This window comes from Rhodococcus sp. 14-2470-1b (assembly GCF_002259415.1).
GTDB lineage: Bacteria > Actinomycetota > Actinomycetes > Mycobacteriales > Mycobacteriaceae > Rhodococcoides.
In genome coordinates this window covers 94,915-107,662 of the sequence record NZ_NPFY01000036.1, presented here as the reverse complement: position 1 = coordinate 107,662, position 12,748 = coordinate 94,915, and the positions used below count along the sequence as shown (strand labels likewise).

The window sequence follows — 12,748 nt, the reverse complement described above, 5'->3', positions numbered from 1 at the left end:
TGACCCGCGCGGACGCGGGCCGTAGGCTTCTCCTCGTGCAGAGATGGCGAGGTCTCGACGATGTACCTGCCGACTGGGGTCGTTGTGTTCTCACGATCGGCGTATTCGACGGCGTCCACCGTGGTCACGCCCAGTTGATCAGCCGTGCGGTGACGTCGGCCGAGGACCGTGGAATACCCAGTGTGCTCATGACTTTCGATCCGCACCCGATGGAAGTGGTACGGCCCGGAACGCATCCGGCTCAATTGACGACGCTCACTCGGCGCGCCGAGTTGGCGGAAGAGCTGGGCATCGACGTGTTCTGCGTGATGCCGTTCACGCCCGAGTTGATGAAGCTCACGCCCGAGCGCTACGTCCACGAGATTCTGGTGGAGCGGTTGCACGTCGCCGAGGTCGTGGTGGGGGAGAACTTCACCTACGGAAAGAAGGCACTCGGCAACGTGGAGTTGCTGCGTAAGGTCGGCGACCGGTCCGGTTTCGCCGTCGACGGAGTCAACCTTCTGGCCGAGCACGCGGTCACCTTTTCCTCCACGTACATCCGTTCGTGTGTCGACGCGGGTGACGTGTCCGCGGCTGCCGCAGCCTTGGGGCGTCCTCACCGCGTCGAGGGCGTCGTCGTGCACGGCGACGGTCGCGGCCGCCAACTGGGGTATCCGACGGCCAACGTCGCACCGCCGATGTACTCGGCCATCCCTGCGGACGGCGTCTATGCGGCGTGGTTCACCGTGCTCGGTCCCGGCCCGGTCATCGGCACCGTGATTCCGGGTGAACGTCATCGCGCTGCCGTGTCCGTCGGCACCAACCCGACATTCTCGGGTCGGACTCGGACGGTCGAGGCGTTCGTGTTGGACAGTGACGGTGACCTTTACGGACAGCACGTCGCGGTCGATTTCGTCGAGCGGATTCGCGGAATGGAGAAGTTCGAGTCGATCGACGATCTGATCGAGGAGATGGGTCGGGACGCGGAGAAGGCTCGCGCCGCCCTGACCGACCGACTTTCGTGACCGGCTGCCTGCCCTGATAGGATCCCTTCTCGGTGCATGCTGCGGTCCGTGGTGGCTGCGCCGCTTTCCTTTCCCGCGGACGTCAGTGATCAGGAGTAGTACCAGTGGCATTGACCACCGAACAGAAGAAGGCCGTTCTCGGCGAGTACGGCTTGCACCCGACCGATACCGGTTCGCCCGAGGCGCAGGTCGCGATGCTCACCAAGCGCATCACCGATCTCACCGAGCACCTGAAGAAGCACAAGCACGACCACCACTCCCGCCGCGGCTTGCTGCTGCTGGTCGGACGTCGTCGCCGCCTGCTGAAGTACATCGCGAAGGTGGATGTCACCCGGTACCGTTCGCTCATCGAGCGTCTGGGACTGCGTCGATAACATCGGCGCCGACGCGCCCGCGAAAGTGGGCCGTCTTCGAAATATGCAGTAGCCAACGAGGCAGTGCTTAGACTGTTCCTCGTTGGCTATCTGTGTTTGGCATGCCAGCAAGACAAGCGAACACATGGGTGTTCGCACATCGCCGTGATCGCTCGACGCACCCAGGGTGTCGGTCTTCGGTAGTGGCCTTGGCGGACGAACTTCTCGTCCCCAGGGCTTCGATCGATGGCCGCCCCCGCGCAACAGCGACCGCAGTCCTGCCTGCACATGGCAGCGGGGCCAGTGGTCCGTCGGCGAGCGCACGGCAAAGACGAGAGGACGAGAAGAAGAGAATGACAGACACCACCAACCTGGACGTCGAAGAAGGCGTCTACGAAGCAACTGCCGTCATCGACAACGGCACCTACGGCAAGCGCAGCATCCGGTTCGAGACCGGTCGCCTCGCTCAGCAGGCATCCGGCGCCGTCGCTGCCTACCTCGACGAAGACACCATGCTGCTGTCCGCCACGTCGGCAGGCAAGAGCCCGCGCGAAGGGTTCGATTTCTTCCCGCTCACGGTCGACGTCGAAGAGCGTATGTACGCCGCCGGACGCATCCCCGGATCGTTCTTCCGTCGTGAGGGTCGCCCGTCCACCGACGCCATCCTCACCTGCCGCCTCATCGACCGGCCGCTGCGCCCGACGTTCGTCGACGGTCTCCGCAACGAGATCCAGGTCGTCATCACCGTCCTGAGCCTCAACCCGGCCGATCTCTACGATGTCGTGGCCATCAACGCGGCATCTGCGTCCACGCAGATCGCTGGGCTGCCGTTCTCCGGCCCCATCGGTGGTGTCCGTGTCGCGCTCATCGACAAGCAGTGGGTCGCGTTCCCGACGGTCGAGCAGCTCGAGAAGGCCGTGTTCAACATGGTCGTCGCGGGACGCATCGTCTCGGGTTCCGGCGCCGACGCCGACGTCGCGATCATGATGGTCGAGGCCGAGGCCACCGAGAACGTCATCGAGCTCATCGAGGGCGGCGCGCAGGCTCCGAACGAGTCCATCGTCGCCGAGGGTCTCGAAGCGTCGAAGCCGTTCATCGCTGCGCTGTGCACCGCACAGCAGGAGCTCGCCGCCAAGGCCTCCAAGCCGACCGGTGACTTCCCCCTGTTCCCGCCGTACCAGTCCGACGTCTACGACGCCGTCGCCAATGCTGCTCAGATCCCGTTGAGTGAAGCACTGACGATCGCAGGCAAGGCCGAGCGCGAGAACAAGCTCGACGAGGTCAAGGCTCAGGTACTCGAGCAGGTCTCGGACTCGTTCGAGGGTCGTGAGAAGGAAATCGGTGCTGCGTTCCGCGCGCTGACCAAGAAGTCGGTGCGTCAGCGCATCCTGACCGACCACTTCCGCATCGACGGCCGTGGTGTCACCGACATTCGTTCGCTGTCCGCCGAGGTCGCGATCATTCCGCGTACCCACGGCTCGGCGCTGTTCGAGCGCGGCGAGACGCAGATCCTCGGTGTCACGACACTCGACATGGTCAAGATGGCGCAGCAGGTCGACTCTCTCGGGCCCGAGACGTCCAAGCGGTACATGCACCATTACAACTTCCCGCCGTACTCGACCGGTGAGACCGGTCGCGTCGGATCGCCGAAGCGTCGCGAGATCGGCCACGGCGCGCTCGCCGAGCGCGCGCTGTTGCCGGTTCTGCCGAGCCAGGCCGAGTTCCCGTACGCCATCCGCCAGGTCTCCGAGGCGCTGAGCTCCAACGGCTCGACCTCCATGGGTTCGGTCTGCGCATCGACGCTGTCCTTGCTCAACGCCGGTGTGCCGCTGCGCGCTCCCGTCGCGGGCATCGCCATGGGCCTGGTGTCCGACGAGGTCGACGGCGAAACGCGTTACGTCGCGCTGACCGACATCCTCGGTGCCGAAGATGCCTTCGGTGACATGGACTTCAAGGTCGCAGGTACCAAAGACTTCGTCACGGCCCTGCAGCTGGACACCAAGCTCGACGGTATCCCGTCGAAGGTTCTGGCAGGCGCGCTGTCGCAGGCGAAGGACGCGCGCACCACGATCCTCGAGGTCATGGCCGAGGCCATCGACGCTCCGGACGAGATGAGCCCGTACGCACCTCGCGTCACGGCCATCAAGGTTCCCGTCGACAAGATCGGCGAGGTCATCGGACCCAAGGGCAAGATGATCAACTCCATCACCGAGGAGACCGGCGCCAACATCTCGATCGAAGATGACGGCACCGTCTACGTCGGTGCAGCGGACGGCCCGTCCGCTCAGGCCGCGATCGACAAGATCAACGCCATCGCCAACCCGCAGTTGCCGAAGGTCGGCGAGCGCTTCCTCGGAACCGTCGTCAAGACAACGGCTTTCGGTGCATTCGTCTCGCTGCTTCCCGGCCGCGACGGCTTGGTGCACATCTCGAAGCTCGGCGGCGGCAAGCGCATCAACAAGGTCGAGGACGTCGTGAGCGTCGGATCGAAGCTCCGTGTGGAGATCGCCGACATCGACAACCGCGGCAAGATCAGCCTCGTTCCCGTCGAGGAAGAGGGAGCAGCTGCTGCAGGCTCGTCCGATTCGGCTCCGGCCGACGCACCTGCCGAGGCGAACGCTGAGTAAGAAGCAGCAAGGCAGAACGGTACGTTCCTACGGGACGTACCGTTCTGCCGTTTCGGATCCCGCCGGGCAGAACCTGGGTGTCGAACGCACCACGCTGCCCGGTGGTCTTCGTGTGGTGACCGAGTTCGTGCCGGGAGTTCGGTCGGCGTCGGTCGGTGTGTGGGTCGGCGTCGGTTCGAGGGACGAGGGTCCGTCGGTGGCCGGTGCCGCTCATTTCCTGGAGCATCTGCTGTTCAAGTCGACGCCCACTCGGAGCGCGCTGCAGATCGCTCAGGTCATGGACGGGGTCGGCGGTGAGCTGAACGCGTTCACCTCGAAGGAGAGCACGTGCTTCTACGCTCACGTTCTCGACGACGATCTCGGTTTGGCGATAGACCTCGTCAGTGATGTCGTCCTCCGCGGGCGTTGTCGTGCAAGCGATGTCGACCTCGAGCGTCAGGTCGTCCTCGAGGAGATCTCGATGCGCGACGACGATCCGGAGGATCTCCTCGGCGATCTGTTCATCGAGGCGATGTTCGGTGATCATCCGCTAGGTCGGCCGATCATCGGAACCGTGGAATCCATCGAGGACATGACGCGCTCTCAGCTGCGCTCCTTCCACACGCGTCGGTACACACCGGAGCGGATGGTCGTCGCGGTGGCGGGCAATGTCGACCACCGCCAGGCGGTGGCGTTGGTCAAGCGTGCATTCGCGGGTCATCTGCACAAGGGCGTCAAGCCTGCTCCTCGGCGCGACGGTCTGGCGAGACTTCGTCATCGACCTGAGCTTCGTTTCGAACGACGAGACAGCGAACAGGCTCACCTGTCACTCGGTGTGCGCGCGTTCGGTAGGCACGAGGGGCACCGGTGGGCGCTGTCCGTACTGAATGCGGCTGTGGGAGGTGGGCTTTCGTCGCGCCTGTTCCAGGAGATCCGTGAAGAGCGCGGGCTGGCCTATTCGGTCTACTCGTCGGTGGACACCTTCTCCGATTCCGGTGCGTTCTCGGTGTACGCCGGGTGCCAACCCGAGAACCTCGCCGAGGTGACGACGGTGGTGCGTGAGGTTCTCGCGCAGGTCGCCTCCGATGGCATCACCGAGGAGGAGTGCGCGCGTGCCAAGGGGTCGCTGCGTGGCGGTCTTGTACTCGGCCTGGAGGATTCGGGGTCACGGATGAACCGGATAGGCCGCAGCGAGCTCAACTACGGCAATCACCGGGATATCTCGGAGACCCTCGCCCGGATCGATCAGGTGACCGTGAGTGAGGTGCGCGACGTGGCTCGGGTCCTGTTGTCCCGGCCGTTCGGTGCTGCGGTGGTCGGCCCGTACACCAGCGTCCGTCAGCTGCCCGCGTCGGTGAAATCCATAGCCGGCTGACTCGGACCTTCTCGGTTCGGATCACCCCGGTTCGTATCGACGATCGACTCGACCGCCGCATCCACCAGAGCGGTCGAGTCGACCTCGGTGACGACCGACAGCGCGGTCGTCGAGCTCAACGCAGCGATTCCGTGGACCGCCGTCCAGATCTGCACGGCTCGGACGTGAGTGTCGGTGCCTGCCAACGGTTCGACGAGGTCGGTGACGAATGCGAACAGCGGCAATGACGTTCCGCGAAGATGCATTCCCGAGTTCGCGAGGATGTCGTGACGGAACACGAGTGCGAACATGTCGGGTCGTTCGACGGCGTACCGCACGTAAGCGAGGGCCGCGGCTCGTAGGCGCGCCGCCGGTTCGGTGTTCTCGCCTACCTCCCGTTCGATTCTTCTGCGGAGGTCCTGCAGACCCCGTTGCGCGACGGCGGCGTGCAAAGCCGCGAGGGTAGGGAAGTAGCGCCGTGGTGCGCCGTGCGACAGTCCCGAGGCACGTGCGACGGATCGCACGGTGACGCCCGAAATCCCTTGGGTCTCCATCAAGTGCTCCGCCGCGTCGATCATGCGCGCGGCGGACGATTCGCGCCCGTCCATGGTAGACAGTGTCTACTATGGATGTAGACGATGTCTACGATTCGTAGTTCGGCAGACCAGAGGGAGTGCACCGCTCATGTGGTACTGGATGTTCAAGTACGTTCTGATCGGCCCCGTTCTGCGACTTCTGGGGAGACCGCGTATCGAGGGCATGGAACATCTGCCACGGTCCGGCCCCGTCATTCTCGCGGGCAACCATCTGACGGTGGTCGACTCGTTCTTCCTGGTGTTGGTCGTCAGGCGCAGAATCCGTTTCATCGCCAAGAGCGAGTACTTCTCGGGTGCGGGATTCAAGGGGCGTCTGCTGCGCTGGTTCTACACGAGTGCGGGCCAGGTCCCCGTCGACCGCTCCGGTGCAGGGGCGGGCGACCCAGCTTTGGCCGCAGCGCGAAAGATACTGGCCGACAACGGAGTGTGGGCCATCTACCCCGAGGGTACGAGGTCTCCGGACGGCCGGCTGTACAAGGGGAAGACGGGAATGGCGAGGGTTGCGCTGGAATCCGGCGCACCCGTCGTTCCCGTGGTCATGTTCGGTACCGAAAGATTCAATCCAGTGGGCAGTCGGATGTGGCGACCGACGAAGATCGTCGTGAAGTTCGGCGCTCCGATCGACTTCAGCCGGTACCGGGAACATGCGGGCAACCACGCCGTCGTGCGGTCCGCCACGGACGAGGTGATGTACTCCCTGATGGAGCTTTCCGGCCAGGAGTACGTCGACACCTACGCGGCGAAGGTCAAGGCCGCCTGACTCCGAAGAGCAACTTCCACGGTACGGCTGCGGATTCGAGCTGCACGGCGAGGCTCATCTTGGATTCGCCGTCGTTGCGTTCCTCGAAGCGAATGGGGACCTCGGCGATCTTCAAGCCGCGTCGGACGGTGCGGTGGTTCATCTCGACCTGGAACGCATAGCCGTTGCTCTCGACCGACTTCACGTCGATCGCCCGCAGCGTCGCAGCATGCCAGGCTTTGAAGCCCGCGGTCGCGTCCTTGACCTTCAACCGAAGAATTGCGTTGACGTAGAAGTTGGCCCATGCAGACAGTGCCTTCCGATGCCAGGGCCAATCGCTGGCCACGGCGCCGCCGGGGACGTAGCGCGAACCCAGTACGACGGCTGCGTCCGTTGTCGTGAGCGTGCGCACCATCGTGGGGATGACGTCGGCGGGGTGGGACAGGTCCGCGTCCATCTGGACGACGATGTCCGCACCGTCGTCGAGTGCGCGGCTCATGCCGGCCACGTACGCCCGGCCGAGCCCGTTCTTCTCGGTGCGGTGCAGAACCGTCACCGGCAGAGGCCCTGTCTCGGCGAGTTCGTCGGCGAGCGTGCCCGTGCCGTCGGGGGAGTTGTCGTCGACCACGAGCACGTGAAGATTGTCCAGTTGCAGACCGGCGAGAAGCTCGACGAGCTTCGGGAGGTTCTCGCGTTCGTTGTACGTGGGTACGACAACGGTCGTCTTCGGGGCGACGTTCGGAATGCTCACGCTCGTATGATCCGTGATCGGGTATCAAAGACCAAATAACGGACAGCCTCGTGTCCTGCCGTCGTCGGCGTTTGCGCAGTTCCGGGCCTCGAGCGGGACACTGGAATGTTGCGCCGGTCACACAGCTTCGTTGTGTGAACCAGCGTCGTTGTGCGAGCCAGCGCCGTTGTGTGAACCAGCGTCGACGAAGATTCCGGAGTCCAGGACGGGCACGGATCGCGAGGAGCCGACTTCCGCAGCGATCGTGACGTCGATTTCGTAGCCCTCGTCGATCAGTTCGAGACCTGATGCCGACTCGACGAGAGCGTGGGGGAGTCGACTGCACACAGCCTTCCACGCATCGCGTGCCATCTCGGCTTCCGGAGACAGAGTGCAGTCCGGGCGCCTGTCGCCCAGTTCCGCGAGGAGAAATCCGGCTCCCCACAGGTCTCGATGCACGGTCGCAAGGCGCCGTTGGGCCAGTGTTCTCCTGCGGCGATCACCGCGACGACGGCGTCGGTATCGGTGTTCGCAGCGATCCACTGCGCCGCAGCCGGCGCGTTGCGAAGCGAGACCCCTGTACAGACCGGTACCTCGGCAGCCAGCTGCGCGGATATCGTCGACCCGTTCGGCGACGGCAGCACGAGCCGCTGTGGCGGCGTCCCCGCGCGGAGCGTGGCCGGGGACAAGCTGATGTCGCCCGGGCCCGCATCGCGCCGCCGGACCGCCATGACGGCATCGGTGCGGCGGGCGTATTCGGCGGCCGAGGCCTGGCCGACGGCCCAGGGCACCACCGCGGTCCCCGCATCGGCGGCGACGGTCAACGTGGTGGTGAACGACAGAACGTCGACGACCACGGCAACGTCCGCCCCGGAAGCAATTGCCGATGCACCCGAGGTGCCCCAATCGAACCGAACCGTCGACGTGAACTGTCGATGGGCACGATCCGGATCGGTCACGGAGTCGTCACCTCCGAGGATGCAGGAGTGTCGTACGGCGACGGACCTTCCGGTGGTCCGAGGAGATGGCGAACGAGGAGAGTGGCTCCCAGAGCGAGAAGTGCGACGACGACGATGACAGCCACGACAGCCGCCAATCTGCGTGGGCCTCCGAAGAGATCGTTGGAACTCATTCGCTCATGATGGTGCATCGCGGCCCAGCTCGGTGGAGCGGGCCGTCAGGAGCCTGTTCTGACGTCGCCGTCGTAGACGTCGATCACTATCGAGTTGCCGCCGTGACTCTTGGCTCGGTACATCGCGGTGTCGGCGCTGTCGAGCAAATCGTCGAGGACCTCCGGGAGGTCGTGCACAGCGATCTTGCGATAGTGGATGCCGATGCTGGTGGTGGTCAATCCGGCGGAATTGCAGGACGGGATCGCATCTCGTAGGGCCTCGGCTGCCCGGGACATGTCGGACAGCGGGCCAGTGGAGACAACGACGAACTCCTCACCACCGGTGCGAGCGGTCACTGAGGGTGGCGGAAAGTTGGTGTTGATTGCCTGGGCAGTCTTGCGCAGGACATCGTCGCCGAAACTGTGCCCGAACTCGTCGTTGACGGCTTTGAAGTTGTCGAGGTCAGCGACGAGGACCGCAACTCCGGCTGCTCCGTCTTCCATCACTCCGACGGCCGAGTCAAGTCCGCGGCGGTTGCGCAGTCCGGTCAGAGGATCGAAGTGGGCCACCGCCGCGTCCCTCTTGAGGAACGTCAGATAGGCCTGAGTGAGGACCGGAGAGGACACCAGGACCATGACGAGAACGATGAGATATGCAGTCGTCTGGGCGAGGTCGGCGTCGGAATACGATAGTGCAAGGACGTACAGCGCGGCACACGCGCACAGGGACCATATCTGACGTGCTACGAAAACTCGGGTGTCGTGGTACGCCGCGACATAGTTGCCCATGACGGCGAAGAGCGCCGAACACAGGAGTGCCACCGGACGGTCGTCGAGAGAGAACAGAACGGCGGCGACGCCGATTTCGGCGAATGCAACGAAGAGCAGTGACTGACGATATGTCGGCCACGGACCGCGTATCCACAGGCAGCCGACGAATACCGAACACGACCCGAACGACGCGACGACGATGATGTCGGTGGGGCTCGACACAATCGGCGATGCAATGGCGAGCAGGCAGATCAGCCCGTAGAACCAACAGCACAGGCCGATCGCGACGCGACTTTGTCGGAGGATCGGATGCGTTTGCGAGTAGGAGACATTCCACACGTAGTCGGTCCGTTGCGACCACCACTCGTGCAGCGAACTCATTCCAAGGACCTCTACATCCCGTGCATGACCGACCCGCAGATAGTTGACTACTAATCTAATCAGACAACGATACTGACCGGTTGGAAATGACGATCGAACACCGTCAACGCAGTTGAATCTCAGCGACGAGTCCCGCGTGATCGGATCCGAGGATGGAGACGGGTTCGAGTGCGGTGGCACGGGCGCCCCGGGTGAGGACGTGGTCGATTCCGACGACGGGTGGATACGACTTGTCGGTCGGGTAGGTCGGTATCAAACCACTACCGGTCACGTCCGCAGCATCTTCGTACCCGGCGTCGAGGATGTGCCTGAACTTGCTGTGAGATCTGGTGGAGTTGAAGTCGCCGCTGACGATCACGTTGGACATCGACGTGGCTGTCGACACCTCCGACCGGAGCATGTCCATCTCCGAAGCCCACAGCGGCGTCGGAGACGGATAAGGCGGTACCGGATGGACCGAGTAGACACGGACAGGTTGTTCGGCACCGACGTCCAGGTCGACCGACAGGTTGGACAGAGTGAACACCGGGAGCTCGCGCTCCCCGGAGATCGGGAATCGGCTGAATATGCCGGTTCCTCCTCCGCCACCCGGTGTCGGCTTGGTGTAACGGTACGGGAGCAACTCGGCGATTCCTGCCGCGTCCAGCGCGCCTTCGGCGTCGAACGTCAATTCCTGTGCGGTGAAGACGTCGATGTCACGCGACCGGACGAAGTCCAGCACGTTGCCCGTATCGGCCAGCCCGAGCATCAGGTTGGCTTGCAGAACGTGCAGACTCCGCCCTTGGCCTGGTGTTTCGGCGGGCGGTCGATCGCTTGCGATGTACATGGGCGCGAGCAAGGCCGACGCCGTCACCGCGACGACGGTCGATGCCGTCGCCAGGATCCAGCGTTGGGACACCACGGCGACGGCGATACCGAGCAGGGAGAACGCCATGAGGATCGGTGCGAACGACGCCAACCCCACCACGTACCTGTTCTGTGTGTCGGTGAAGTAAGCGATGACGCCCGTCGCGCCGATCAACACGCAGCAGCCGGCAACGATGGCGGCGGCTACTTGCCGACCCCGAGCGCGATGCGCGGACCGATCAGACACTGCCGTTTCGTGTTGCACATGCGCAGCGTAACCACGGGTGAATGTCGCGGCTGTCGGTCCAGGTCGGATCGATTCAGTGAGTATCCTCTTCGGACGAAGAACTTGTGATCCAGTTCTCAGCACGCTAGAACTATGTAAAGACATACGTACAAGGATTCGGATGCGGGTGTAGGAGCAATTCTTCGCACGCACACAAGATTGGATCGAGATGACCCGTAGTGACGGATCGACCGGTGCAGTTCTCCCACCGGACACCGCAGGAACACACAGTCACCGGCTAGGCATCATTGCGGTGATCGCGACGTTCGGTGGATTGCTCTTCGGATACGACACCGGAGTGATCAACGGGGCGCTGGAGCCGCTCCGCGACGATTTGTCGCTGACCTCGTTCACCGAGGGCTTCGTGGTGAGCATTCTCATCTTCGGTGCTGCGATCGGCGCACTGGTGGGTGGGCGTCTGTCCGACCGATACGGCCGACGCCACAACATCATCATGCTCGCACTCGTCTTCATGGTCGGAACGCTCGGTTGTGTGCTCTCACCGAGCTGGGAGATCTTGGCCGTGTTCCGCTTCGTACTCGGACTCGCCGTCGGTGGCGCATCGGCGACAGTGCCCGTTTACCTCTCGGAGATTTCTCCCGTGGAGCGGCGTGGTTCGTTGGTCACGCGGAACGAGGTCATGATCGTCAGTGGGCAGTTCGCTGCCTTCGTGATCAATGCGATCATCTTCAACATATGGGGTGAGCACGAGTCCGTGTGGCGCTTCATGCTTCTCGTCGCAGTGGCCCCCGCAATCGTGCTTTTCTTCGGAATGCTGCGCATGCCCGAAAGCCCCCGCTGGCTTGTCCTGCAGGGCCGAGAGGACGAGGCTCTGGAAGTACTCAGGCAGGTTCGGTCGGAAGAACGCGCTCAGGCCGAGATGGCCGAAGTCCACCGACTCGCCGAGGAAGAGAAACTGGCGAAGACCGGTGGCGTGACCGACCTGTCCGTTCGTTGGATTCGTCGCTTGATCTACATCGGAGTCGGTCTCGGTGTCGCCAACCAGATCACCGGCATCAACTCGGTGATGTACTACGGCACTCAATTGCTGAGCGATGCCGGCTTCTCGTCCAGCGCAGCGATCATCGCGAACACCCTCAACGGATTGTTCAGCGTTCTCGGAATCACGGTCGGAATCTTCTTGATGAACAAGGTCAACCGACGGACCATGCTCATTGCAGGCTTCTCGCTGACTACAACGTTCCACCTTCTTGTCGGCCTGTCTGCGCTTCTGCTTCCCGACGGCACGGTCAAGGCTTATTTCATTCTGGTGTTCGTCGTTCTGTTCGTGTTCTGCATGCAGGGAACTATCGGACCCCTGGCGTGGTTGATGCTCGCCGAGATCTTCCCCCTGAAGATTCGCAGTTTCGCGATCGGCCTGTGTGTTTTCGCGCTGTGGATTGCGAACGCTGCCATCGCGCTGCTGTTTCCGCCGGTCGTGGCGGCCTTCGGAATCGCGGCCACGTTCTTCATCTTCGTCGGTCTCGGTGTGATCGCGCTCATCTTCTGCATCACCCAGGTCCCGGAGACGCGAGGTCAGACGCTCGAAGAACTGGAAACCCGGTTCCGCAAGGAATACTCCTAGAGGTCAGCTACACCGAGAGAGGTAAATTCATGTCAGTTCTGGTTGCAGTGACCGACAGTCCCGAGGGCATCCATTCACTGTCCGCCGCTGCGGACGAGGCGGCGCTTCTGGGCACCGATCTGATCGCGGTCAACCTGACCCTGGGCAAGCTCGACCTCTCCGTGCTTCCAGAAGACTGCGAGGTCACCGTCGTCGAACGTGCGGGCCGCGAAGACCGCGACCCAGTCACCGCCGTGCTCGACGAGTTGGAAGTGTTCCCCGATGTCACGCGTCTGGTGATAGGAATCAGGAAACGTAGCAGGGTCGGAAAGGCTTTGCTGGGCAGCGTGAGTCAACGTCTTCTGCTGACCTCCCCGGTTTCGGTTCTTGCGGTCAAGGCCCCGTAG

The 12,748-nt window shown here is 63.4% G+C and carries 12 protein-coding genes and 1 pseudogene; 7 read left to right on the top strand and 6 right to left on the bottom strand.

All coding sequences use genetic code 11. The features are described 5' to 3' along the window. Positions 1 to 35 precede the first annotated feature (35 nt). The 4 genes from CH293_RS25110 to CH293_RS25095 all read left to right on the top strand — a co-directional run bounded on the left by CH293_RS25110 (position 36) and on the right by CH293_RS25095 (position 5,338). Positions 36 to 1,004 carry a bifunctional riboflavin kinase/FAD synthetase gene (locus CH293_RS25110; protein ID WP_170945351.1) on the top strand — a complete coding sequence of 323 codons (969 nt, stop codon included), beginning with the start codon at positions 36 to 38 and terminating at the stop codon, positions 1,002 to 1,004. A 104-nt stretch (positions 1,005 to 1,108) separates the two neighbouring features. Further along, a complete protein-coding gene (gene rpsO, locus CH293_RS25105; RefSeq protein WP_020110253.1) occupies positions 1,109 to 1,378 on the top strand; it encodes a 30S ribosomal protein S15 in 270 nt (89 codons plus the stop codon). Between the two features lie 332 nt (positions 1,379 to 1,710). After that, positions 1,711 to 3,984, top strand: coding sequence for a polyribonucleotide nucleotidyltransferase (locus CH293_RS25100; RefSeq protein WP_020110252.1), 2,274 nt, complete (start codon positions 1,711 to 1,713; stop codon positions 3,982 to 3,984). A 73-nt stretch (positions 3,985 to 4,057) separates the two neighbouring features. Then, positions 4,058 to 5,338 carry a pitrilysin family protein gene (locus tag CH293_RS25095; RefSeq protein WP_255122982.1) on the top strand — a complete coding sequence of 427 codons (1,281 nt, stop codon included), beginning with the start codon at positions 4,058 to 4,060 and terminating at the stop codon, positions 5,336 to 5,338. Here the strand turns inward: CH293_RS25095 and CH293_RS25090 are convergent. Continuing rightward, positions 5,302 to 5,925, bottom strand: a complete 624-nt coding sequence (locus CH293_RS25090; RefSeq protein WP_094721785.1) for a TetR/AcrR family transcriptional regulator — start codon at positions 5,923 to 5,925, stop codon at positions 5,302 to 5,304. The genes CH293_RS25095 and CH293_RS25090 overlap by 37 nt on opposite strands. Positions 5,926 to 6,001: 76 nt before the next feature. Between CH293_RS25090 and CH293_RS25085 the strand changes: the two genes are divergently transcribed. Beyond that, a complete protein-coding gene (locus tag CH293_RS25085; RefSeq protein WP_094721784.1) occupies positions 6,002 to 6,673 on the top strand; it encodes a 1-acyl-sn-glycerol-3-phosphate acyltransferase in 672 nt (223 codons plus the stop codon). On the opposite strand, the gene CH293_RS25080 is transcribed toward CH293_RS25085, so the two are convergent. The 5 genes and pseudogenes from CH293_RS25080 to CH293_RS25065 all read right to left on the bottom strand — a co-directional run bounded on the left by CH293_RS25080 (position 6,660) and on the right by CH293_RS25065 (position 10,738). Then, a complete protein-coding gene (locus CH293_RS25080; protein ID WP_037113328.1) occupies positions 6,660 to 7,397 on the bottom strand; it encodes a polyprenol monophosphomannose synthase in 738 nt (245 codons plus the stop codon). The two genes, CH293_RS25085 and CH293_RS25080, sit on opposite strands and share 14 nt — an antisense overlap. Positions 7,398 to 7,520: 123 nt before the next feature. Continuing rightward, positions 7,521 to 8,341: pseudogene (locus CH293_RS25075) on the bottom strand (2-phosphosulfolactate phosphatase). Beyond that, entirely contained in the window at positions 8,338 to 8,514 is a 177-nt protein-coding gene (locus tag CH293_RS28300) for a hypothetical protein (protein ID WP_176460119.1), read from the bottom strand. The pseudogene CH293_RS25075 and the gene CH293_RS28300 overlap by 4 nt, the downstream one beginning before the upstream one ends. A gap of 45 nt (positions 8,515 to 8,559) precedes the next feature. Then, positions 8,560 to 9,645 (bottom strand): GGDEF domain-containing protein, encoded by a 1,086-nt coding sequence (locus CH293_RS25070; protein WP_037112795.1) that lies wholly within the window; start codon positions 9,643 to 9,645, stop codon positions 8,560 to 8,562. 103 nt (positions 9,646 to 9,748) lie between these two features. Then, a complete protein-coding gene (locus tag CH293_RS25065; protein WP_094721867.1) occupies positions 9,749 to 10,738 on the bottom strand; it encodes an endonuclease/exonuclease/phosphatase family protein in 990 nt (329 codons plus the stop codon). 208 nt (positions 10,739 to 10,946) lie between these two features. On the opposite strand from CH293_RS25065, the gene CH293_RS25060 reads away from it, so the two are divergent. Then, entirely contained in the window at positions 10,947 to 12,362 is a 1,416-nt protein-coding gene (locus CH293_RS25060; RefSeq protein WP_094721783.1) for a sugar porter family MFS transporter, read from the top strand. Positions 12,363 to 12,391: 29 nt separating this feature from the next. Continuing rightward, a complete protein-coding gene (locus tag CH293_RS25055) occupies positions 12,392 to 12,748 on the top strand; it encodes a universal stress protein (RefSeq protein ID WP_037112798.1) in 357 nt (118 codons plus the stop codon).